The organism is Paenibacillus sp. RC67, from assembly GCF_030020805.1.
Taxonomy (GTDB): domain Bacteria; phylum Bacillota; class Bacilli; order Paenibacillales; family NBRC-103111; genus Paenibacillus_S.
This window is the reverse complement of the sequence record NZ_CP125098.1, coordinates 5451488-5475272: the sequence shown is the minus strand read 5'-3', so window position 1 is coordinate 5475272 and position 23785 is coordinate 5451488. Positions and strand designations below refer to the sequence as shown.

The following is a 23785-nucleotide window of genomic DNA, read 5'->3' as shown; positions in this document are numbered from 1 at the left end:
CCATGACTTTAGTACAGCAAGATCTACTTGGTAAACGAGTTCGCCTGGAAAAGCCCGAGCTGCTCGCACCTGCAGGTAGTCTGGAGAAGCTGAAATTTGCCGTCCACTATGGTGCAGACGCGGTCTATATCGGAGGCCAACAGTACGGTTTACGTTCGAATGCGGATAATTTCACATTTGAGGAAATGCGTGAAGGCGTAGAATTCGCAGCTCGCTACGGAGCCAAGGTGTTCGTCGCTACGAATATTTATGCGCATAACGAAGATATTGCCGGAATTGAGGAATACTTGCGAGGCATTCAGGACGCAGGAGTGGCTGCGATTATCGTTGCCGACCCAGTTATCATTGAAACCTGCAAACGGGTAGCTCCCAAGCTGGAGATTCATCTGAGCACTCAGCAGTCGACGATGAACTGGCAAGCCGTGCAGTTCTGGAAAGAAGAAGGCGTGGACCGTGTCGTCCTGGCACGTGAAGCGAACATGCAGGAAATCGTAGACATCAAGAAGAATGTCGAGATTGAGATTGAAGTGTTCGTTCATGGAGCGATGTGCAGCTCGTATTCGGGCCGCTGTGTGTTGTCCAATCATTTCACCGATCGCGACTCCAACCGTGGCGGATGCTGCCAATCCTGTCGTTGGAAGTACGACCTGTTCACGAGCGAGGGAGATCAGCAGGAGGGTGTTAAGGAGATCCCGCTGTTTGATGAAGAAGATAACGCGTTCTCTATGAGCTCGAAAGACCTATGCATGATTGAACATGTGCCTGATCTTGTCCGTTCGGGCGTAGACAGCTTCAAAATCGAGGGACGTATGAAGAGCGTTCATTACGTTGCGACCGTGGTGAATGCGTATCGTCAAGCGATCGATGCGTATTTTGAAGATCCTGTAAATTATTCTTTGAAGCCGGAATGGCTGTACGAAATTCAAAAAGCGGCGAATCGCCCTCTGAACACAGGCTTTTTCTATGACGAACCAGGACACGAAGATCATATTTTTGAACCTGAGGATAAAGCAGCTCCTTACGATTTTGTTGGTGTAGTGATGGAGTATGACGAAGAGTCAGGTGTAGCCACAATTCAACAACGTAATCATTTCAAGCCGGGGCAAGAGGTTGAATTTTTTGGGCCTAAAGGTACGTTCTTCAAACAAGTGGTGTCGGCTATTCATGACGAAGCAGGGCAAGAGCTAGACGCGGCTCGTCACCCACTGCAAAGAGTGAAACTGAAGGTGGATCAACCTGTCAGACCGTTCGATATGATGCGCAAAAAAATGGGTAAGGCATAAAAGAAAGCTTAATATACAGGAAGTTCCTATAAAATAGGGACTTCCTTATTTTTTTCTAGGAAGTTAGGCCCATGGACAAAGTTGAAAAAAAGGAATATTATGCTACGTGTTACTATGGAAATGTTTGTGTGTTGACAGAATAAAGAAAAGTAAGTCAACGGAACTATTTTTTTGTAATGAAAGCGATTTTTTGAGAGGAAATAGGCGGACCGTGTCGAATATCATGGTAAGCTAAGCTACATCCCAACATACGCAGAATAACCTATTTCAGATCAGGGTGGTGGGTCCTTTGAAGGGGATACTGTCTTTATTTAAACAATGGACAGAGAAAATTGGAAACTGGTTCAAGGCAAAACAATTACAAGGTAAAGCATCAAGCAGGCAATCGCTGAAAGAAGCTGTACCCGTTAGCGGGGCAAGTCTTCGATTGGAGAATCCATTAAAGTCTGTAGGTACTAAGCTGTTCCTTATTTTCCTCGTCAGCATTTTGTTTTTTGTATTAGTGGTTGGTTTTACGTCATTCAATATTTCCAGCGGCGTGCTGCAGAAGAAAGTGGTTGATGCGTCGGAGCAAACGATCATTCAAGCCGGACAGAAAATGGATTTATTGTATGGGATTTATGAAGACTTATCTATGCAAGTGCTACTGGACGATGATATGAAGAAGCTTCTCCAAGAGGTTGAGAATGTAAACAGGAGCAGCTATGACTTTCTACAGTTGAGACAAAAAATCGGGGATAAGCTGAACGTATATACATATTCGAATAAAACGATTAAAGCTATCCACTTGCTTCGGGCTAACGGAGAGCCGCTCAGTTCCTCAGGGAGCTCTATTAACAAAGAGAGTGTAGCTCAAGAGGAATGGTACAAAAGAATCATCGAGAACAACGGGAAAGCGACATGGCTTGAAGCAAAAGCAAAAGGCTATACGGAGTCAACTAACGGATCTACCTTTGCACTTGGTCGCGTCCTGAAAAATACATCCACGAATACGCCACAAGCTATTTTGTTAATGGAAGTCAGTGTAGACGCTATCGACAAAGAGCTTGGCGACATCAAGATGGGCGACGATGGTCAGACCATGATTCTGACACAGGATATGAATGTTATTTTCTCCAAGGATCGCAGCCAGATTGGTGAGAAATCCAACTTGGAAGTTGCTAAGGATTCTCTAACCGAAGAATCTCACAACACGATGACAGCTAAGAAAGATATGCAAGTCGTCTATTATAAATCGGCGAAAACGAACTGGTACCTGGTAGGCGCTATGCCTGTCGCTGAGTTGGTTAAGGATGCAAAAGCGATATTTAATCTTACTTGGATTATGGCTGGAGTGGCTGCGCTTATCGCCATTGGTATTGGTATATTCGTGGCAAGAATGATCGGCCGTCCTGTTGTTACTCTGCGTAACCTGATGAAAGAAGGGGAAGAGGGTAACCTTACCGTAAGGATGAATGTCAACTCTCAGGATGAGATCGGACAGTTGGGGCATAGCTTCAACCAGATGATGGAGAAGATTACCCAGTTGGTGAAGCAAACGAATCTTTCTGCACAGGAAGTGCTCGCTACTGCAGCTGAACTGTCAGATGCCTCGAAGAAAACGGCGATATCAGCCAAAGAAATTGCTGTTGCTACCGAAGAGATTGCAGGCGGAGCTTCCAGCTTGGCGGTCGAGTCGGAACGAGGCAATGAATTGACACACAATATTAGCATGCAAATGAAATCGGTTATCGATTCCAATCTCGTTATGGGAACGGCGGCATCCAGTGTTCAGCAATCCAGTGAACAAGGGATTCAATATATGTCCGAGCTCATCGGCAAAACGAATGAGACTGAGACCATGACTCGTGATATGGTTGAAAAAGTAGACAACCTGAAGGAAAGCACGCGTTCCATTCGGAAAATTCTCGATGTGTTGAACAATTTGACTAAGCAGACGAATATTTTGTCTCTGAATGCGACAATTGAAGCGGCTCGTGCTGGAGCGGCAGGCAAAGGCTTTATGGTGGTTGCTGATGAAATCCGCAAGCTGGCGGATCAATCCCGTCAATCGATTGCGATTGTAGGGCAAGTGACGGAAACGATTCAAAAAGAAATCGACGAAACCGTAAACGCATTATCGAATGCTTATCCAATGTTCCAACAGCAGATTGTCTCGGTAAAAGAGGCCGATTCGATCTTTAAGGAAGTTCATTCTCATATGAACGGTTTAATAACTCAATTGTCCGATGTAACGGAATCGATCGATAATCTGAATGCATCCCAAGTGGTGCTGTCGGATGCGATGTCTAATGTAAGTGCCGTTGCCGAAGAATCTTCCGCTACTTCACAAGAGGTAGCATCGCTTAGCTCGGAACAGTTAAGCATCAGCTCTGGGCTGGTTCGCTTGTCAGACAAGCTGGAACAGCTGTCGAATTCACTGCAGGAGTCCTTGTCCAAATTTGAGGTTTAAGCGATTCCTACACAGCTTTACGCTACAATAAAGATTTCGGTATTGAAAGCTCTTTTCAGGGTGTGTATTAGCCTTGAAAAGAGCTTTTTTATATTTCTAAGGGCAAACCAGAGTGTGAAACCAATGGATGGTTGGAATCCAGAAAGAGCTTGGGATGAATGCCAGCGTGGGTTTGTAAACGGAAGAAGAAGCTCATACTGCTAATATCAGGCTCGAAGGGACGACAACCATATGGCGAAACGCAATCCTATAAAAAAGCACCGTCTTTTCTACATCTTATTACTTATGATTGCAGTGCTAGTTGTGTTAAATGGACGATTGTTTTGGGTTCAGGTAGCTGCGAGTCGGAATTTGACGAAACATCATATTGATTTGGTAGAAAACTCTGTGATTCAGAGGGAAAAGGGAATTGTGCTGGATAGCGGAAGAGGTGACTTTTTTGATAGAAGCGGAATCCGACTAACAGGTAAGAAGCTATCTGTCTTGACGGTATTTCCAGTAAGTCATTATTTCCCGGAAAATAAAAAAGAAACCGAAGACGAAATGCGTATGGCCCAAATATTGAATGTCTCCTTTGAGGATTGGAGCCGATATATCGTAGACTTGAAATCACCGCAAGTATGGTCCATTGCTGGGCATCCAGTAGAGCTTTCCGAGCAGCAGATCCAGCAAATTCAAGCACTCCAACTGCCCCATACAGCAGTAACGCAATTAAAGCAAAGATATAATTCGGAGCCAATCGCAAGTCAGCTCATTGGCTTTATTGGGCAAAATCCGGAACGTATTACCCGGCAATTCACAGACCAGTTCCATAGCGGCGAACTGCAGCTGACAAGTGAAATAGGTGGCTCTGGATTGGAAAAAAGCTTCGAGCCTTGGCTACAAGGGATCGGCTCAACCTCCGTTTCCCTTTTTACTGACGCTAAAAGAAATCCGCTGTCCGGTTTGGCGACAAGAATCTTTTCACCTCAGAATGATTATTATCCAATTAAAGTCATGACGACTTTGGATGCTGGGATCCAGCAGAAGGTGGAACAGATCATGTACAAGCTTCAAGTGAAGGAAGGTGCCGTTGTTGTGTTGGATACGGAAAACGCTGATGTAGTAGCGATGGCAACACAACCGTATTTTGATCCCGAGCATATCGATTTGGAGAAGGGGACCTGGAGTAATAAGGCGCTAAAAGCGGTTGCCCCTGGTTCAATATTTAAAACTGTGACAGCGGCAGCAGCATTGGAGGAGCACGCTGCGAGTCTTGAGGAAACGTTCGAATGTGACGGCGAGCTGGGTAAGTATGGATTGACCTGCTGGAAGAAGGATGGTCACGGGACTCTTACCTTAGAGGAAGGATATGCTCAATCGTGCAATATCGTCTTTGCCAAAATAGCTGCTAGACTCGACGGGGAAAAGCTCAATGAGTATGCGAATAAGCTGGGACTAGGGGTTCAGGTTGGCTGGCAAGGTGACTTGATGGAGCAAAAGGATTTTCGGGAATGGGATGCTGAAGAACAGGGGCAGGTATTCTCAGCCGATACTCCCCGGCAGGATGGCGGTGTGAAGGCGCAGACTTCCATAGGTCAGCGAGATGTGCTTGTTACGCCGCTGCAGGCAGCGAATATGGTAGTCACACTTTTGCATGAGGGGAAGGTAAGCTCTCCACGCATTGTGAAAGAGCTGCGTTTTGGTAATGACAGGGTCATGGACACATTAGCTCCCAAGGGAGTTGATGGGCTTCCACCCAGCATTGCTCCAGGCACGGCTAAGCTCCTGCTCTCTTGGATGCAGAATGTGGTGGACCATGGTACAGGTAGAGGACTCAAGAAAGCATCCTGGCCATTAGCCGGTAAATCAGGAACGGCCCAGGTTATTAACAAGCAAGGTGAGGAAAAAGTTAATCAATGGTTTATCGGATACGGACCGGTAGACAAGCCTCGATATGCTGTAGCTGTACTTGTGCAAAATATGGAGCCGGATCAAAAAAATACATCCATACCTTTGTTTAATCAGGTCATGGATGCGTTAGCTCAACAGACTCAATGATAGGAGTTGGTATGAATTGAGGGAATAAGCAGTGAAAAGCAGGTTCCTTTTCCTACTTCGCTAGTGACATCGATTTTGCCGTGAATTGTTTGGATAACACGGTAAGTAACCATCATGCCGAGCCCCGTTCCTTTTTCTCGGGTGGAATAGAATGGTGTGCCGAGTCTGCGAATTTCTTCCGGCGTCATTCCTACACCATGGTCGATGATATCAATACAGACGGTTCTGTTTTGTACCGTTCCGATAATTTTAAGTGTCCCACCGTTCGGCATGGCTTCGATTCCGTTCTTGCATAAATGCATGATGCATTGAACGAATTTGTCCTTATTGGCACTAATCGTTAGCTTGTCGTCCAGCTGAGCTTCGAAATCAACACGGCATAGCTTGGCATAGGGCTCTAGTGTTTGCAGAGCTTGTTCAATCAACAGCTTGGCATCAACAAGTGCGATAGCTTCCAGATGCGGTTTGGCGAAAGCAAGATAATCGTTAACGATAGAATGAGCCTTGTCGATTTCCTCCATGACCATAGAGGTATACAGGGTTCGTTTCTCTTCGGCAAGATCCGGCTGTTTTAATATTTGCATGAAGCCTCGAGCCACGGTCATTGGGTTTCTAATTTCATGAGCAAAGGAAGCTGCAAGCTCACTCAACACATTCATTTTATCGGTTTGTTGCACTTGGTGGCGTCTGCGCGAATTCGTCCTGATTTGCTCAACAATATATACGACGAGACCCAAGGTTATGCCACAAAATAAACTGTAAGAGCTAAAAAAAGTCCAAAATGTGATATCCATCTTCTGCTCTGTGAACCAGAAGGCTATACAGGAATAAAGTGTGGATATCATTCCGATGCCTAATCCGAGTAGGATTGCTGCGATTACGTTTTTACCTCTGGATTGATGAATAACGAATCGTTTGCAGCCAGTGACAAGAACCATCAGAGTCACTAAAAGAGAGGTGCTTACGATTAGTGCGGCAGGATTCCCGCCAAGATAGAATCGGTGAGCAAGAATGGCTAGCATAACCCACAGCGACGGAATTAGCCCTGCATATAAAATGCACATGGCCAATGGAATCAGTCTGAAGTCATAAAAAAATCCGGAAGAAAACCGGAATGGGTATGTCATGCACAATATGGCTATTATCGTCGATAATATGACAATAATCCGCTTATTGGTTGATGAAAGACTTTGATTATGCCGATCGCCCCAAAACAATTGATACAGTAATACAGGAGTAATAATGATAAGCATGTTCAAAAGAAGTTGATTAACTACGTCCAAATGAGATCACCTTATGCGAATGATGTGAGCGGCTAAAACACGACTCTTATTATATAACATTCGACAAAAACATATAATTTCCTACAAGCATTTAGAAAAAAGGAAATAAAGTCCTAATCCCATTATTCCACGCTGGGTTTAGGTAAATACAAGAGGAATCGTCCATTGAGCAGATTCAATCCAGCTGCGATCGCTAAATTCCCTGGCTTTAAGAACGACTTGATGGCCGTAGACTTCAACATACAATCCTTGCGCAGCAGTAGCGTTCTGACCGGGAAGTACGCTTCGGGTTCTGCCTACGGAGGCATTGTTGAACCAATGGAACGTATTTTGCCTGTTGTAATGGTCTTCATTTACGAAATTCCGGTGCGTATGCCCAGACAGCACGAATACGTTGCGATAAGGGGCAAGTATTTGCCGAAACGCCTTAGCTCGAATTAATTGATGCGTCCGGCCGTCACTGCCTAACTCAGGCAGCGGTTGGTGAATAAAGACGATAGCCGGTTTGCCATCCTCGTGAGCTTTCATTGTGTCCCTAAACCAATCCATTTGGGCATCCGAGTACCATGCTCCCTCACCTACGTCCGATTTCTCCTGAACATACAGCTCTTGAGAAACCATAATTAGATGGACGTCATTTATCCACACATCGAGATAGGGTTGATCCTTATAACCTATAAAATCTTGAAAACGTTTGCGAGACATTGCATCCGTTTTCCCATTGGGCATTGTTTCTGTGGAAAAAGCGCCTTGGTCTGTTAACCAAATATCGTAGTAATCATGATTTCCCATATTGGCATAGAGAGGGGGCAATGTATATTGATTCAGAATACTCTTGAGAAGCTTGTAATCGCTTTCCCTTCCGAAATCAGTTAAATCGCCGCCAAGTACGATAGCATCCAGTGGATTCTCCCAATCCCTTATATCTTGAAGAGCCATATGAAGCTTATCCGTCATGGAGGATTCGCCGACAGAGATGTGGAGATCACTTAACAGGAAAAAAGAAAGCAGTTTTTCTGTGGATGGTTGGGCTTTAATCGCTACAGGCTCTTCTGATTTAGGTTCGATAACCGTTTCAGTATCCGAGTCGGCTTGTGCAATCCAGCGGCGCAGATAAGGGGCGCTAAGGCCGACACCACCTGCAAGAACAGCAAGGGAGAACAACATTTTTTTTACAAAATTGCGTCGAGTTAACACAGCTCATCATCCTATCCAGTGAAGTGCGTTGATAAGGTTTGCTTTCATTATAACTGTACCTATGAGGGATCACAATAAAGGAATGGCCTCGAAAATAATCACCTTAACATTTTTTTACCACATAGGAAAGTTTAAGCTCACAAAAGCATTATCGTAGTGAAAAAGTTTCCTGTTGGCGATTAAAAACTTCAGCTAAACGCGGTCGCTCGTCTAAGAAGAGACATCGATAAAACGTTTTTCTCATAGGAATGTTGTTGAAGTATTCAGCATAAAAATAAAACGTAAGTTATTTTTTGTTAGTGACTTGACAAATGTAACTAATATATTTTAATATACTAACATAAAGTAAGTTATTAATTATTGAGGAGTGATTTTCATGATGAGTTGGGGTCTTCTTATTATTCGTTTGATCGTAGGGATCAGTTTTATGGGGCATGGGGCTCAGAAGTTATTTGGTTGGTTTGGAGGGTACGGCCTGAAGGGTACCGGAGGCTGGTTTGATTCCATAGGAATGAAACCTGGGGTCGCTATGGCATTCATAGCCGGGCTGTTTGAGCTCGTTGGCGGATTGCTGTTTGCGGCAGGCGTGTGGACACCTATCGGAGCCGCACTAATCGTTCTTACCATGCTGGGAGCAATCGTCAAGGTTCATGGTAAAAACGGATTTTGGGTCACATCAAACGGTATTGAGTATAACCTGGTTCTCATTGCCATTGCGGTTGGAGTAGCTTTGATTGGACCTGGAGCCTACGTTTTGTTTTAATCGTCAAGTGAGTTCCAGAAGGAGCCTTCGGAAAGCCGAGGGCTCTTTTTTTCATATATAAGAATTTATAAGTTTCGGGGCTCCCCGCAAAGTACCTGAATTGACTTCGAAGCTATAGTCCGCACATAGTTGGGGTTATTTTCATATACGATGTTATTGTTTATTTCCGTTTGCCCAAGGGTACTAGAGAAAGATAGTACTTTTATTTCCAGCCATGCGAGCTATACTTTAATTATGGATGTCATTGAAAGAGGTGCAGCGGAATGAGCCGTAAATGGTTGGAGAAAGAAGGTCTCCGTTGGGTAGACGAAAATATTGTAACCCCTGATCAGTATCATCGTATTCTCGGTTTATATGAAGATAAAAAGCATGCTGTAGGTGTATTACCTATACTTGGAAGTATCTTGGTCGGTCTTGGCATCTTGAGCTTTGTTGCGGCTAACTGGCAGGATATTCCCCAAATTATGCGGTTGTCTCTAATTATGATTGTAATGGTAGCTTGTTATGCTACAGGAGAGATTTTTCGGAGAAAGGATCACGAAAAGCTGGGCATCGCTTTAACGGCTCTTGGCTTTATTTCCTTCGGCGCAGGGATCGTCCTGATTGGTCAAATGTTTCATCTTATTGCTTACGATATTACATCATTTATTGTGTGGGGAACGGCAGGCATTGGCTTAACCTATTTGTATCGCAGCCGCTTTATTTATTTGCTAAGCTTGATAGTGTTCACGGCGGCGCAGCTCTATAATACGCTGGAATTTCACCAGTTCAGCTATACGGGATTTGCTATTATGGCGGCAGGACTTGGTTACTACGCATGGCAACGCAAGAACACGCTGCTAACTTGGTGCTTCAGCCTAAGCTATGTACTGCACGCACTTATATTCATATTGAATAAGGAATGGAAATTTCTATGGTTCTTCATTCCTGTTATGGTATTGTACACTCTGGGTGATTGGTATAAGGATCGTGTCACCGGCTACGCATTACAGTCAGTACCGCTTGCAGCAGCCTATATATTTGGGGTAGTAGCGGCAATAGCCTGGGATCATCATTCTACTGATCTGGATGATATCTGGGCAAACCCATGGTTTTATCTCATTTCCTTACTCGTCTTGTTTATCCTATCCGTTGCTGGAAAGTGGAAAAATAAACGATTATCGAGTGCTTTGGAGTGGATATTGGTTGTGCCTTTTATTTATCTGCCTTCTGGAATTGCTGTCCTTTATCTGCTTGCGCTGTTTTTCTTCTCATTTTATGTGCTCTGGAGAGGGTATATAGAGGAATGGCGTTTCAAAATTAACTTCGGCACCGTGTTATTCATCTGCAGCTCTATGGTTGCTTATGGGAAGCTGACGTGGAACTTCATGGATAAATCGTTATTCTTTATTATAGGCGGAATCTTATTGCTTGTGCTGAGCTGGTTCTTAAATCGGCGCAACAAACGATTTCTTGAAGAAATGAAAGGAGGGAAGCCGTCATGATCGATGTTCGTTCGCGTATACATCAAAGAAGAACATGGCTGCTTAGCCTTCTGGTTCTTCTTCAGGTATTGTTTCTTGTAGGAATCGCTTGCTCCTATTACGCAGTGGGCTGGTTCGGTACGGAAATTAAGCTGAGAACAGCTCCAGTTGATCCGAGAGACTATTTATACGGTGATTACGTGAGACTCGGCTACGACATTAGTTTATTGGATACAAGCTTATGGAAAGAGAGTGAAAAAGCAGTTCAAAATGGCGATCCCGTATATGTAAAGCTAAAGGCGTCCGCAGATGGTGTTTATGAGGCTATCGGAGTCTATGCAAGCAAGCCTTCTATTCAGTCTGGCGAAGCTGTACTTCGTGGAACAGTCACGAGTAATTGGAGGGATGGCATTAACCTTACCTATGGCCTGGAAAAATATTATGTTCCAGAAGGGACGGGACAGGAGCTGGAAAAACAAGCGGCCAATATGATTGCCAAGGTGAAAGTCGCTTCATGGGGGCAGGCTAAGATCGTAGCCTTAGAGCCTCATAGCTAATACTTTCAGCAAACATTCAGTTTGTGTTCAGATTCGATTCATCTTTAAGTGGGATAATAGGTATATAGAGAGTAAACCTATGAAACTTGGAGGTATCGAACATGACAAATCGCAGAGCAATTCGACTTGTACTGGCTGCTTTCATAATGTTCGGAGGAACCGTGGCACTGTACGAATGGGACCAAGCCGTCTCCGCGCATCAAGCGCAAACCATTAATGCCGCACAGCAACGTACTATTCCGGCTTCGTGATGGACTGATACCATTCTATCAGAAAGAATCCGCTAAACTTATGAAGGCGCATGGAACGATTCCATGCGCCTTCTTGCTTTTGAAATATATAGAGATTAGTCTCTTTCGAGCTGAGCTACAAGTTTTCTTGCCTGACCAGCAGGAGTATCGATTGTCTCATATATTTTTAAACGCAGCCTATTCTCAAGTTGATCTAACTGGGTGTCATTGAAGTAAATGAGCTGTTCCCCACTCGTTAAACGGCTTTCCCCGCTTAAATTTTTCGAAGTAGAAGCAATTTTTCTTCCATCCTTTGTTTCGAGCACCAACAGCAGCTTATTGTAATTGGCGTCGACCATGACGGTGTCCACACTTTTTAATTCCGTATTGATACGCAGCTTGTAATTGTAGCTGTACGTTTGAGTTGCCTGATTCATACCCGCTAGATTGCTAAGCGCCCAGTCTTTGATAGTTACCTGATATGGGTACGTATTCAATAGATTATTATCCAGTGCAGTCTTGTTCATGGCTACATAAGCTTGAGATATCGTTATCTTATAAGGTGCCGCTGTCTTATCGTCGATTAATTTGAGCGTATATTGACTATTGGCATCATTCATAGGGAGCACGAACGAATAATTGACAACGTAATCCGTACCTGGAACAACGAGGGTTCCCGTGCTGTTCAAACGGCTGCCTGCATAAGTGAATCCTCCACCGACAAGCTCTGCTGCGAATTGGGGCACTGGTAGAGGCTTATCACTTTTATTGTTGAATTTCATTTTAACGATACCCGTTTGATAGCCCATGCCTTCATTCTCATAGGTTTGCATATCCACAACGGATACAGAAATATCAGGGTTCACCGAATTATTGATCGGATCGATACGAAGCGGCGTGTTCATAGTATACGGAGCTGGCTCGGTCGTATCCTTGTCTGTTAGATTTCCCTCCGGAAGCTGAATGCTCAGTCGGCCGAGCTTATAAGAAATATTGGCGGAAGCGTCAGTCCGGTTTGGTACCTTATAGGTTTCCATGGTGGAGATAGTAAAGCTGTTTAGCTGAGTATCCAAGTCTGTCGGCACGGCATAATAAATATATTTTTTGTCACCGGGATCGAGCGTTGTTACGGTTTGGTCGGCACGAGTGCCTTTGTAGGTCAAAGCAGTCGATTTACCGTCAAGTGAAAAGCTAGGTATGGCTTCCGTTTTAGTTCCAGGGTTTTGAACTAGCAGCTTCAGGACTTTAACGGGTGTTTGATCTTTAAAATTTGTAGCCAAATGAATGGGCGTATAAGTTAATGAAGAGTCCAATGATGGGATAGTGAACGTTTCACCCCAAGCCTTAATCGCATTTGGATCGGAAATCTGTGTTTGGTCCCCATACCACACAAGATTGCTGACAGGCACATCCAGCATGGTTGTCTCAACCTTAGGATATACATCCTTATTCACATCGATCCACACCATATCAGTAAGCTGGAGATCATCTCCGCCATCGACCTGAGTCATGTAGCCGAGCTCGATGCTGGACATTGGGGGAACGGAAACCGCATTATCCGCGCTGCCCTTCAATACATATTTAGCGCCATTTCCGGTCGCAATACGTGGTTCATAATCGGGAACCCGTACCGTACCATTTGAAACGTTGTACATTTTGATTTTAACGCCGATTCGTGTGCCGTTTAAAGAGTGTTCACTTAGCAAGCCGTTGATTTTCACCTGGAGCGGACCATTCAGGGTAGTAGGGTAACGATTATCAATGGCAGCGGTAGTATCCGCTTCATCAGCTAGAGTGACGCTTCCTCCAAAAGTCAGGGCGAGGGAAGATATGATAACGGCCGACAGCGCTTTTTTTAGATGGTTTTGCATTGTATGTCCTCCATTATTAAAAGTAGTCTGAAGAAACTGGACGTCGCTATTTTCGAACCTCCACTTTATCCTTGTCTTTCAACTCCTGAATGCCTGAGACGATAATCGGTTCGCTTTCCTTGACACCGGAGAGGACTTCTCTGCTGGAATCAGCTGCGGTGCGACCCAACGCTACTTTTCTTCTTTCGGCTGTATCATTGGTTACGACAAACACATAATTGTCATTGCCTTCCTTGGTGATTGCAGCTGCCGGAATCGTTACGACATCCTGAGTGGCGTCTCCGCCCAGTTGAAGCTTTACTCTCATACCTGATTTGAGCTTCTGATCCGCGTTGGGGGCACTTAATTCAAGTACGAACGTTTTACTTTGCGGACTCATAACCTCAGCGAGATAGGTGATGGTGCCGGTCATTTTGGTTTCTGTACCTTGGAGTGTAAAAGGAAGCTCTTTTTTGCCGCGAACAAGTTTAAGCGCGCTTTCCGTGACATCAGCATGTATTTTAATCGGATTTTGCTGTTGGATGACTCCCGCAACATATCCGGCTGGCACCGTTACACCTTGTTCCGGATTCAAATCCGTTAGGATGCCGCTGATCGGCGCTTTCACTTCAAAGTCGGACAGCGTTTTGTCAATATCCTGAAGGGCGACATTCGCTGACTCAATTTGAATTTTGAAGGAAGCGAGAGGGTCAGTCGAATCGAGATTGGCCAACTGCTTTTGGGCTGTATCCAGATCCAGCTTCGTGGTTTCTAACTGTGTTTCTGCCTTTTCCAGCTGTGTCTTTGGAACGAGGCCGGCATCGTAATCGTTGCGGATATTGTTATAGCTTTTTTCCAGATCGGCGATAGTGAGCTGGAGCTTTTCGATCGTATTCTTGTAGACACCACGGTTCGTAGCGATATCTTCACGAGTTTTGTCCAGCTGAGCCTGCAGATTTTGGCGGGATAGCTCGGTCTTTTCCCGGTTTCTGGCTGCATCGGTCGAGTCCAGCTTAAAGATGACTTCCCCTTGTTGAACGGAATCTCCACGTTTTTTCTTCATTTCGACCACATCGCCGCCGACTTTGGTTAGAACATTGACTTGGGAGGAAGAAACGACGTCAGCATCCAACTCCTGCTTATTATCCATTTTTTGTTTGGCAGCTAGTTCGGTTTTAACGGATTTGGTCTGGCTTCCGTTCGCACTCGTAATCGAGCAGCCCGCGGCCAAAGCACCGCTGAGTATAACAACAAGACCTGTCATAAGTACGCGTTGAAGTCTGTTTGGATTATCTATCATACTGGTCATTGGATTGGTTGCCCCTTTGCTATAAGATCGGTAGCTGGTTTCCTTATTCACCCATAACGTGAGCTTTAGGACCGCCTTTAGCTTTTGAATTTTTCAAAAATAAAGAAAGAATCGCGGCGAAGACAGACAGGACGGCGGTTACAACGAAAACATCTTCAAGACCGTTTACTGTAGCCTGAATCTGTACCTGCCCATTAATAAAGGTAAGTGCGCTCGCTTTGGCCTGTGCTGCCGATTGACCCATGCCCAAATATTGGCCCTGCAGCTGGTTGAAATGATTGGCAACGTTGGAAGAGAACATATTCAACTGATCCGACAAGTCTGCAACATGGAACGTCCTGCGGTCGGAGTAGAGCAAGGCGAGCCAGGCTATGCCGAAGGAGGCGCTGATCTGACGAATCGTATTGGATAGTGCGGTCCCTTGACCCATTTTGTGCATCGGTACTGTATTCATTCCAGCAGTTTGGATAGGCATCATCATCAGTCCCATTCCTATAGCCCTAAGCACCAGCCACGTGATGAGTACAGAGAATGCGGTATTCAAATCGAGAGCCGAGGATAAATACAAAGACAGCGCTGTAAAGAGAAGCCCGACAACGGCGAGAAGACGAGCACCTATCTTGTCGAACAGGGCTCCCGCAATCGGCATCATAATACCCGATACTATAGCTTGTGGAAGCAGGATCAGACCGGTTTGAATCGCCGATAGGCCCGATAGTGTCTGTAAAAATATCGGGAGGAGGAAAAGAACGCCCATCATAATTAACGTAGCGATACTGGAAATGATGAGGGACAAGGTATAAGTCGAGTTCTTCAGCAATGACAAATCCAGCATAGGATGGTCAATCAGCAGTTCAATGAAAACGAATATCGTTAGGCAAGTGATCCCTATTGTGACGAAGGTGATGACCTCAGAATCTCCCCAGCCCTTCTCCGATACTTTGCCAATCCCGTATAGAAGCGTTGCGAGTCCGGTGGTTGAGGTAAGAAACCCCCATAAATCAAATCGTTGGGTGACAGGCGCTTTAAATTCTTTAAGCACGGCCATGGCGAGGAAAAAATCGATGATACCAATAGGGACATTAATAGTGAAAATGAGCCGCCAGTCCAAATATTCCACGATATATCCACTTAATGTTGGTCCAGTAGCAGGAGCAAACATGATGGCAATACCGAACAACCCCATAGCCATTCCGCGCTTCTCCGGAGGGAACATACGGAAGATCATCGCCATACTGATTGGCATCAGTGCTCCTCCCCCAATGGCTTGAACGATACGGAATACGATCATGCTGTCGTTGCTCCAGGCTGCGCCGCAAAGCCCTGACCCAAGGGTGAAGATCACGTTAGCGATCAAGAAAATTCTTTTATAGCCGAAGCGGTCGCCCAAATAGCCAGTTACAGGAACAAGCGCTCCGCTAACCAAGGCGTAGGCGGTAACGACCCACTCAATATCCGATTGGGTGACGCCGAAGACGGACATCATCTTGGGTAGAGCTACGTTGACGATACTCGTATCGAGAATGGCCATGAACACTGCAATGATAACGGCTAGCATAGCCAGACCGGGTCCTTTGGCTGCAGTTTGAGCCTGGGGGGCCGATTCTGCTGAGGCCGTGTTTGTGGATGCCACATCAATTCCTCCTTTCTTTACGTGTAACTTAGAAGGTTATTTCTCGATTTTTATGGCTACGTTCAAACCGGGAACGAGACGGAGTCCTTGATGATCGTCAAGCGAAATTTTGACAGGAATACGTTGGATGACTTTAGTGAAGTTGCCGGATGAATTGGAGCTTGATAGCAAGGAGAATGAGGAGTTTGTGCCCAATCCGAGACGTTCGACATGACCCGTAATGACAGATCCGGGATAAGCGTCGACTTTTATCGTAACTTTACTTCCTACCTTAACATCGGCGATTTCCGTCTCTTGGAGATTGGCGGAGACATACAGTTGATCCAAATTGGCGCTCATCGCGATAGCGCTGCTGGAAGATACCATTTGATCCTTTATTCCATTGAATTGAATAATGGTTCCATCCTCAACAGCAATAATTTCTTGCGTAACCGCTGGAGTATTACCGCGTGCAGGAGTCGTTTCGACTATGCCCAAGACGTCGCCTTTCTTGAAGGAATCGCCCTCCTTATAATTCCATTCGATCAACTTACCGGAGCCGGGTGCACCAATCGCCCGTAAGTCGCCTTGAATTTTTGCGTCCTCGGTGTTTATGTATTTGCTTGCAACCGCATAGTAATAAGTGCCGCCTGCTCCTCCTCCAAGAAGGATCAACGCGAGCAGGATGAGTAAAATGACTTTTTTCTTCATTGCGCAATAAGCCCCTTTCTTGTGTGGGAAACGATATATTATCCCAAATCCTTTGCATTGGACAGCATTTTACGAAAAGTAGTTACGAATTGTTCGGTCTCGTCATGGCTTAAGTTGACCAGCATAGCTTGTAAAATCATTTTTCGCCGTTGTCTTAGCTCAATAACGGTATCACGGCCTAATTCCGATAACTCGACCCACACCACTCTACGATCTGTATCATCTCGTGTTCGGATAATACGACCGTCTCGCACAAGACGATTAATGGCAATTGTCGTTGCGCTGGGTGATAGACTAAGCTCTTCGGCAAGCTCGCTTACGGTCATCCGGCTGTTGCCTGACAAAGTAGCCAGCAGCAAAAACTGCTGTTTGGACACAGCGGGGCATGGCATCCACCTGTTGGACTGCCGCATAGCTATATGGATAAGCTGTTCGAACTCATTCAGCCTGTCGTCGATGCTTACCAACGAATAACTCCCTCCTTTTCCGAAACAGGTTTACAAATTAAGGTATTATACATAAGTCATAAAAATGTTTTTCGGAATATATTTTTATAATAAAACTATTCATGGAAAAAATATCATGTTGGCTATTACACCGTCAATATATTTTTTTGTAAACTTGTTTGAAACAAAATCTCGGTTCGTCCGTATTAAAGATAAAACTACTTATAGATCTTTTGTATAAAGGAGCAAAACCATGAATGACCACCGCAACCTCTTTGAGCTAGAGGAGGTATCGAGGCAGCTATACCGCAAAATGTCTTTGGCCTGGAACCGGTTTAATGAGAAAGGAATGAGCTCCGCTCAAGGGTTTATTCTGGAGAAGCTGGAGACGGAAGGACCACTTAAGGTGTCGCAGATGGCAGAAGCAATGTGCTACACAGCTGGAGCTATTACGACGCTAGCGGACAAACTGCTGCTGGCAGGCTATGTGGAACGGGAGAGAGACGATGAGGATCGCAGAGTCGTCTATTTACGCATTACAGAAGAAGGCCGCACCATGCTGGGTTCGATCCGAGAACAAAGAAAATCAAATATTGATACGTTCTTTGGGGATTTGCCTGATGAGGACGTGCAGCATTTAATACGCATCTATAAAGGGATTTTGGCCCATTCGGAGAAAAAGGCTTAGTCAAACAACTCCACAGCCCCTATAATGAGACCATGGAGAGAGCTCGCAGCAAATGCAGGCTCCTTACGATATAAAGAGCGAAACGTATTTGGAAAGAGGAGTATTCAATGGAACAGATGACTTGGTCGTTACCAGAAGGAACCCTTATTTGGGACCGTACTCAGCACCCGGAGCAAGGGGAAGTGCTGTATCCTTTTGCCCTGGAGGAGCTGCTGTGCAGACTTGTAGGGGAAGGGAACGCCGCCCCGATTGTTCATTTGTGGAGACATCCAAGAGCATTCGTCATGGGACTGAGGGACAGCAGACTGCCTCATGCCAAGGAAGCCAAGCGTTGGCTTGAGGATCAAGGGTACTCGGTTGCCGTCAGAAATTCAGGTGGTGCGGCGGTGCCGCTTGATATGGGCGTTGTCAATGTCTCATTAATTTTGCCCAAAAAGCAAGGACAGATTGACTTTCGCCAAGATTTCGAGACTATGTACAGGCTAATGCGGGATGCGCTGCTTTCCGTAACACCTGATGTTACCAAAGGTGAAGTGGAGGGCTCCTATTGCCCCGGCGATTACGATCTTAGCATAGGAGGACGGAAGTTTTGCGGGATTGCCCAGCGGCGGCAGGCGCATGCTTTTGTTGTACAAGCCTTTGTCGTAGTAACGGGGAAAGGGCAAATCAAGGCGGAGCTTGCAAGAGAGTTCTATCGAATTGCGGCTGAAGGTTCAGACGGGACAAGCTATCCTGATGTGCAAGAGAACAGCATGGCTAGCTTACAGGAACTGGTCGGATTAAATGACGAGCAGCAATTTATCGATGCGGTAAAGCATACAGTAAGAACTCATAAGCTGGAAAACGGCGTTACGGAAGATCTTGGCCTGAGAATTCCAGAGGAAGCCCAGGTTCTGGATATGATAGCATCTATGAAGAGCCGATATGGAATTGAGGGGTAATCCACCATTAATTATTGGTATGAAAAAAGGCATAACCTGAATCCTCCTGAGAGGAGCGGGTTTGCCTTTTTGGCTTTTGACCTCATTTAAGAAAAAGCTTCATTGCGGCAGGCAGTTCATTTTGCCAAAATCCCCAGAGATGCTTGCCGGACTTTTCCTCGTACCACAGCCGACAGTTTTTGTCCTCAAGCCGCTTCTTGGTGATTCGGTTTGCCTCAAGGAAATCAAAGGTGCCGCGTTCCGTTTTTACTTCCGTTTCATCAAGACCGATCAGCATGTACAAATATAACCAAGACAAATCGTTTTCTTGCTCCAGCCTTGCTCTTGTTTCATCTAAAAATGCCCCCGACAAGGATATAACGTTGCAAAATAGGCTACGATAATCTAAGGCAAGATGTAGGGAGACGGTTCCCCCCAAGGAGTCTCCGGCAAGAATGCGATCTGCCGGTTCGGTTCTCACTGAATACTTGGACTCTATATAAGGAAGCAGCTCCTCGGCAAAAAAACGGGTATAAGCATGGAACCTTTCACCTTCCGGTGCATATTCGCTTGTTCTGATCGCTGTATCCACATCCACACCGACGATAATGGCGGGATTAACGCCTTCATCGAAGATGAGCCGATTCATATGGGTGACAATGCGGCCGAAGTTGAAAAATTGCTCTCCGTCCTGGCAGTAGATGACAGGGTAGGTGACCAATTCCTGATAACCCGGCGGTAAAAAAACGCGGACAAGTCTATCCGTATCCAATAATTGGGATGGCACTTGTTCTTTAACTACGGTGCGTTTGTAATAAATGGAATCATCCATGGAAAATCCTCCAAGTGTATTATAATAGTTTGCTCTTATTTTGCGATCTGTACTATATATTTATGTTAGCTGTTATAGTCCATCTTCTGGAGAGAACGTATATTTTTCAAGTAAGTAGTTGTGTTATTTATGAAAACAGGTTTATAATACTACTATAACAGAAACTCCGGTTTCAAGGCATCAAAATCTATCGCTGAGGTGAATGTACATGAGTAAGCCATATGAAGTGGCAGTGTCAAAGGTGCAGCCTTTGTCTGTTTTAGCGCCAGACGGTACTGTGGTTAACGAGCAAGAAATGCCGAAATTGGCGGACGATCAATTAAAAGAATTAATGAGACGCATGGTATTTACCCGTACTTGGGATCAACGGGCTGTTAACTTGACCCGCCAAGGACGTCTTGGTTTCTATGCACCGGTTTCCGGTCAAGAAGCGTCCATGATCGGAAGCGAGTTCGCTTTAAATAAAGATGATTTTATTTGCCCAGGTTATCGCGACATGCCGCAAATCGTATGGCATGGTCTTCCGATGTACCAAGCATTCTTATATTCCCGTGGTCATCAGCACGGCGGACAAATTCCTGCTGATGTGCATGTATTGATGCCGCAAATTATTATCGGTGCACAAATTTTGCACGCAATGGGCGTTGCAATGGCATTCAAAAAACGCGGAGAAAAACGCGTAACCATTACGTACACAGGGGACGGCGGTTCCTCCGAGGGCGATTTCTACGAAGGCTTGAACTTCGCAGGCGCATTCAAACTTCCATCCATTTTCGTTGTACAAAATAACGGCTATGCAATCACAACTCCGTTTGCCAAACAAACCGCAGCGGAATCCGTAGCTCATAAAGCAGTAGCAGCAGGTATTAAAGGCGTTCAAGTTGACGGTATGGACGTGCTTGCTGTTGTTAAAGCAGTTCAAGACGCAGCAGAACGCGGACGTAACGGCGAAGGCGCGACATTGATCGAAGCCATCACTTATCGCTTCCTGCCTCACTCCATGTCCGGTGATGATCCGTCCAAATACCGTACTAAAGAAGAAACAGCTGAATGGGAAGCAACAAGAGACCCGTTGAACCGTTTCCGCACGTACTTGGTTGGCAAAGGCTTGTGGTCGGAAGAAGAAGAGAACAAAGTAGTCGAAGAAGCGAAAGCTACGGTAGCTGAAGAAATCAAGAAAGCAGAAGCTGTTGAAAAAATGACGGTTCCTGGCTTGATCGACAGCATGTTCGAAACGACACCGGCTTACTTGGAAGAGCAAAAAGCGGATTATATCGGGTAAAGGAGAGGACACCATACCATGGCTCAAATGACAATGATTCAAGCGATAAAGGATGCAATGCGTGTCGAGTTGGAACGCGATCCTAACGTTGTTGTATTCGGGGAAGACGTAGGTAAAGTAGGCGGTGTGTTCCGTGCAACGGAAGGACTGCAAGCTGAATTTGGCGAAGAGCGTGTATTTGATACTCCGCTGGCTGAATCCGCAATCGGCGGTTTGGCAGTAGGGATGGGGATTCAAGGATTCCGTCCGGTAGCTGAAATTCAATTCGTAGGTTTTATTTATGAAGCAATGGACCAAATCTGTGTTCAAGCAGCTCGTATGCGTTACCGTTCCGGCGGTCGCTACAATGCTCCAATTACTTTCCGTACTCCATTTGGCGGCGGCGTAAAAGCAGCTGAGCTTCATACAGACCCATTGGAGGGCTTGCTCGTTCAAACTCCAGGGATTAAAGTGGTTGTTCCATCGAACCCATATGATGCAAAAGGCTTGCTGATCTCTGCAATCCGTGATAACGATCCTGTTTTCTTCATGGAGCACTTGAACCTGTACCGTTCGTTCCGCGCTGAAGTACCTGAAGGCGAGTATACTGTGCCTATCGGTAAAGCAAACGTAGTTCGTGAAGGTTCTGATGTTACTATCATCACTTACGGTGCTATGGTTCATACTTCACTTAAAGCTGCTGAAGAAATTGAAAAAACTCGCGGCGTAAAAGTTGAAGTTATCGACCTTCGTACTTTGATTCCATTGGATATCGAAACGATTGTAGAATCCGTTAAAAAAACAAACCGCGTTATCGTGGTTCAAGAAGCGCAAAAAACTTCCGGCGTTGCAGCTGAAGTTATCGCTCAAATCAACGAAAAAGCGATTCTTCACCTAGAAGCACCTGTGCTTCGTGTAACACCTCCAGATACGGTATATGCTTTCGCGCAAGTGGAAGATCAATGGCTTCCTAACCCGGCTCGCATTATTGCTGGTTTGAATAAAGTTCTAGATTTCTAAGATGGCGCTCCTGTGAAGGAGCGACTGTCAAAACCATTCGCGAAAGAGTTCAAGAAGGAGGGTGTGTACCTCCGGCCGCTGTTGAGATTGTGTATCTTAGAATGTAAGAGGAAGTTGTGGATACACAATCTCAAAGGCGGACGCAGGCTCCTCCGGTACACACCCTTCCTTTCTTTTCACTTTCGCGGTTGCTTTGACAAAACGCTCCTTTCAAGGAGCGTTTGAGCGATACTATAACGTTTGCTGATACAAGCAAACGGGTAATTTATTTAAAAGCGCAGCGTGAGCAGCTTTTTGGAAGTGAACTGGTGTATGAGATTTCGAGTGAGCTTAAGGTGGAAGATTGTGTAACTGTAGGAGAGTTTACGCGCCGCCTTTGAAAACGGGTTTCATCTGAGACATGATCATTCAAGAAACCCGTTTTCAATAGCGGCCGGAGGCAGTTGACACAAACTGGAACCGACCTGCTCACGAGTATCACACGCCTTATTCACTTCCAACCTACATACTCACGCTGCGCCACCATTAGGAGGGTCAGAATCGTGGCTATATTTGAATATAAATTCCCTGAGCTCGGTGAGGGCATTCACGAAGGCGAGATCGTCAAATGGCTTGTTAAGCCGGGCGATGTTGTAAATGATGAGACCATCATCATGGAAGTTCAAAACGACAAGTCCACTGTAGAAGTACCTTCTCCAGTAGAAGGTAAAATCGTGGAAATCAAAGTTAGCGAAGGCACTATGTGTACTATCGGCGACCTTATCGCTACGATCGAAGTCGAAGGTGCGGTGCCGCAGCAAGCTAGCCACGGTGGCCACAGTGAGAGCGCAGCTCCTGCTGCCCCAGCGGCACCGGCAGCTGTTCCAGCTCCGACGGCTCCTGCAGCAGCACCAGCTGCAGCGGCGCCTGCTCCGACCGCGGCTGCAGGCAGCGCGGTCCTGGCAACTCCAAGCGTGCGCAAGCTGGCACGCGAAAAAGGCTTGAACATCGCGCAAGTCACAGCAACGGGCCGCAACGGCCGTGTGACGAAGGAAGATGTTCTCGCGTTTGCTGCAGGCGGCAGCGCGCCTGCGGCAGCACCATCAGCTGCAAGCGAAGCGCCAGCAGCTGGATCAGCACCGGCAGCAGCGGCTTCCACAGCTGCAGCAGCAGTATCCGGCGACCGCGTCGAAGAGCGCGTGCCGCTTAAAGGCATTCGCAAAGCGATTGCGAACGCTATGGTTAAATCCGCGTACACGGCTCCTCACGTAACATTGATGGACGAAGTGGACGTAACTCAATTAGTTGCTTTTCGCGGTAGAGCCAAAGCAGCAGCTGAGAAAAAAGGCGTGAAATTGACGTACTTGCCATTCATCGTCAAAGCATTGGTTGCAGCTGCTCGTCAGTTCCCTGCTATGAATGCGATGATCGACGAAGAGAAGAACGAGATTGTCTACAAAAAGTACTACAACATCGGTATCGCTACAGATACAGACAACGGCTTGATCGTTCCTGTTATCCAAGATGCAGACCGTAAAAATATTTGGACTATTGCTGAAGCAATCAAAGATCTGGCAACACGCGGTCGCGATGGCAAGCTTAGCGGTAACGAAATGAAAGGCAGCACTATCTCCATCACAAACATCGGTTCTGCTGGCGGTATGTTCTTTACTCCGATCATCAACTTCCCTGAAGTTGCGATTCTGGGAACAGGACGTATTACTGAGAAACCGGTTGTGAAAAACGGAGAGATCGTAGTGGCTCCAGTTATGGCATTGTCCTTGAGCTTCGACCACCGTATCATCGATGGCGCAACAGCACAAAACTTTATGAATTACATTAAACAGCTGCTGGCTGATCCAGAGCTGCTCATTTTGGAGGTGTAATAC

At 45.8% G+C, this 23785-nt stretch carries 21 protein-coding genes; 13 read left to right on the top strand and 8 right to left on the bottom strand.

Translation table 11 applies throughout. The annotated features are described in order from the left end of the window. Positions 1-2: 2 nt before the first annotated feature. From QMA13_RS24905 to QMA13_RS24895, 3 genes are all read left to right on the top strand, one after another. Positions 3-1283 carry a peptidase U32 family protein gene (locus QMA13_RS24905; protein ID WP_282936416.1) on the top strand — a complete coding sequence of 427 codons (1281 nt, stop codon included), beginning with the start codon at positions 3-5 and terminating at the stop codon, positions 1281-1283. A 298-nt stretch (positions 1284-1581) separates the two neighbouring features. After that, complete coding sequence (locus QMA13_RS24900) at positions 1582-3735, top strand: methyl-accepting chemotaxis protein (RefSeq protein WP_481858246.1); 2154 nt, start codon at positions 1582-1584, stop codon at positions 3733-3735. A gap of 285 nt (positions 3736-4020) precedes the next feature. Then, a complete protein-coding gene (locus QMA13_RS24895; protein ID WP_282936414.1) occupies positions 4021-5775 on the top strand; it encodes a peptidoglycan D,D-transpeptidase FtsI family protein in 1755 nt (584 codons plus the stop codon). Here QMA13_RS24895 and QMA13_RS24890 read toward each other — a convergent pair. Further along, positions 5769-7058, bottom strand: a complete 1290-nt coding sequence (locus tag QMA13_RS24890; RefSeq protein ID WP_282936413.1) for an ATP-binding protein — start codon at positions 7056-7058, stop codon at positions 5769-5771. The genes QMA13_RS24895 and QMA13_RS24890 overlap by 7 nt on opposite strands. 138 nt (positions 7059-7196) lie before the next feature. Continuing rightward, complete coding sequence (locus tag QMA13_RS24885; protein ID WP_282936412.1) at positions 7197-8255, bottom strand: metallophosphoesterase family protein; 1059 nt, start codon at positions 8253-8255, stop codon at positions 7197-7199. Positions 8256-8631: 376 nt separating this feature from the next. Here QMA13_RS24885 and QMA13_RS24880 point away from each other — a divergent pair, with 376 nt between their 5' ends. The 4 genes from QMA13_RS24880 (at position 8632) to QMA13_RS24865 (ending at position 11289) form a co-directional block, all read left to right on the top strand. Next, positions 8632-9018, top strand: a complete 387-nt coding sequence (locus QMA13_RS24880; RefSeq protein ID WP_282936411.1) for a DoxX family protein — start codon at positions 8632-8634, stop codon at positions 9016-9018. A gap of 263 nt (positions 9019-9281) precedes the next feature. Continuing rightward, positions 9282-10502: a DUF2157 domain-containing protein gene (locus tag QMA13_RS24875; RefSeq protein ID WP_282936410.1), complete on the top strand. Its 1221-nt coding sequence runs from the start codon at positions 9282-9284 to the stop codon at positions 10500-10502. Continuing rightward, positions 10499-11038: a GDYXXLXY domain-containing protein gene (locus QMA13_RS24870; RefSeq protein WP_282936409.1), complete on the top strand. Its 540-nt coding sequence runs from the start codon at positions 10499-10501 to the stop codon at positions 11036-11038. The genes QMA13_RS24875 and QMA13_RS24870 overlap by 4 nt, the downstream gene beginning before the upstream one ends. Before the next feature lie 101 nt (positions 11039-11139). Further along, positions 11140-11289, top strand: a complete 150-nt coding sequence (locus QMA13_RS24865; RefSeq protein WP_282936408.1) for a hypothetical protein — start codon at positions 11140-11142, stop codon at positions 11287-11289. Between the two features lie 95 nt (positions 11290-11384). On the opposite strand, the gene QMA13_RS24860 is transcribed toward QMA13_RS24865, so the two are convergent. The 5 genes from QMA13_RS24860 to QMA13_RS24840 are packed head-to-tail and all read right to left on the bottom strand — an operon-like array spanning position 11385 to position 17217. Further along, positions 11385-13139, bottom strand: a complete 1755-nt coding sequence (locus QMA13_RS24860) for a hypothetical protein (RefSeq protein ID WP_282936407.1) — start codon at positions 13137-13139, stop codon at positions 11385-11387. Positions 13140-13185: 46 nt separating this feature from the next. Continuing rightward, the gene (locus tag QMA13_RS24855) at positions 13186-14427 is read right to left on the bottom strand and encodes an efflux RND transporter periplasmic adaptor subunit (RefSeq protein ID WP_282936406.1); all 1242 of its coding nucleotides are present in this window, start codon (positions 14425-14427) and stop codon (positions 13186-13188) included. A 43-nt stretch (positions 14428-14470) separates the two neighbouring features. Beyond that, positions 14471-16060, bottom strand: a complete 1590-nt coding sequence (locus tag QMA13_RS24850) for a DHA2 family efflux MFS transporter permease subunit (RefSeq protein ID WP_282936405.1) — start codon at positions 16058-16060, stop codon at positions 14471-14473. Between the two features lie 36 nt (positions 16061-16096). Next, on the bottom strand, positions 16097-16750 hold the full coding sequence (locus QMA13_RS24845) for an efflux RND transporter periplasmic adaptor subunit (protein ID WP_282936404.1): 654 nt from the start codon (positions 16748-16750) through the stop codon (positions 16097-16099). Positions 16751-16788: 38 nt separating this feature from the next. Next, a complete protein-coding gene (locus QMA13_RS24840; protein ID WP_282936403.1) occupies positions 16789-17217 on the bottom strand; it encodes a MarR family winged helix-turn-helix transcriptional regulator in 429 nt (142 codons plus the stop codon). Between the two features lie 232 nt (positions 17218-17449). Here QMA13_RS24840 and QMA13_RS24835 point away from each other — a divergent pair, with 232 nt between their 5' ends. Beyond that, entirely contained in the window at positions 17450-17884 is a 435-nt protein-coding gene (locus tag QMA13_RS24835) for a MarR family winged helix-turn-helix transcriptional regulator (RefSeq protein WP_282936402.1), read from the top strand. A gap of 107 nt (positions 17885-17991) precedes the next feature. After that, positions 17992-18825: a lipoate--protein ligase family protein gene (locus tag QMA13_RS24830; RefSeq protein ID WP_282936401.1), complete on the top strand. Its 834-nt coding sequence runs from the start codon at positions 17992-17994 to the stop codon at positions 18823-18825. An 82-nt stretch (positions 18826-18907) separates the two neighbouring features. Here QMA13_RS24830 and QMA13_RS24825 read toward each other — a convergent pair whose 3' ends face one another. After that, positions 18908-19636: an alpha/beta hydrolase gene (locus tag QMA13_RS24825; protein ID WP_282936400.1), complete on the bottom strand. Its 729-nt coding sequence runs from the start codon at positions 19634-19636 to the stop codon at positions 18908-18910. A gap of 208 nt (positions 19637-19844) precedes the next feature. On the opposite strand from QMA13_RS24825, the gene pdhA reads away from it, so the two are divergent. The 4 genes from pdhA (at position 19845) to QMA13_RS24805 (ending at position 23782) form a co-directional block, all read left to right on the top strand. Beyond that, on the top strand, positions 19845-20918 hold the full coding sequence (gene pdhA, locus QMA13_RS24820; protein WP_282936399.1) for a pyruvate dehydrogenase (acetyl-transferring) E1 component subunit alpha: 1074 nt from the start codon (positions 19845-19847) through the stop codon (positions 20916-20918). Positions 20919-20936: 18 nt separating this feature from the next. Continuing rightward, positions 20937-21917 carry an alpha-ketoacid dehydrogenase subunit beta gene (locus QMA13_RS24815; RefSeq protein ID WP_282936398.1) on the top strand — a complete coding sequence of 327 codons (981 nt, stop codon included), beginning with the start codon at positions 20937-20939 and terminating at the stop codon, positions 21915-21917. Positions 21918-22138: 221 nt separating this feature from the next. Then, positions 22139-22297: a hypothetical protein gene (locus tag QMA13_RS24810; protein WP_282936397.1), complete on the top strand. Its 159-nt coding sequence runs from the start codon at positions 22139-22141 to the stop codon at positions 22295-22297. A gap of 162 nt (positions 22298-22459) precedes the next feature. Then, positions 22460-23782 (top strand): dihydrolipoamide acetyltransferase family protein, encoded by a 1323-nt coding sequence (locus tag QMA13_RS24805; RefSeq protein WP_282936396.1) that lies wholly within the window; start codon positions 22460-22462, stop codon positions 23780-23782. Positions 23783-23785: the final 3 nt, after the last annotated feature.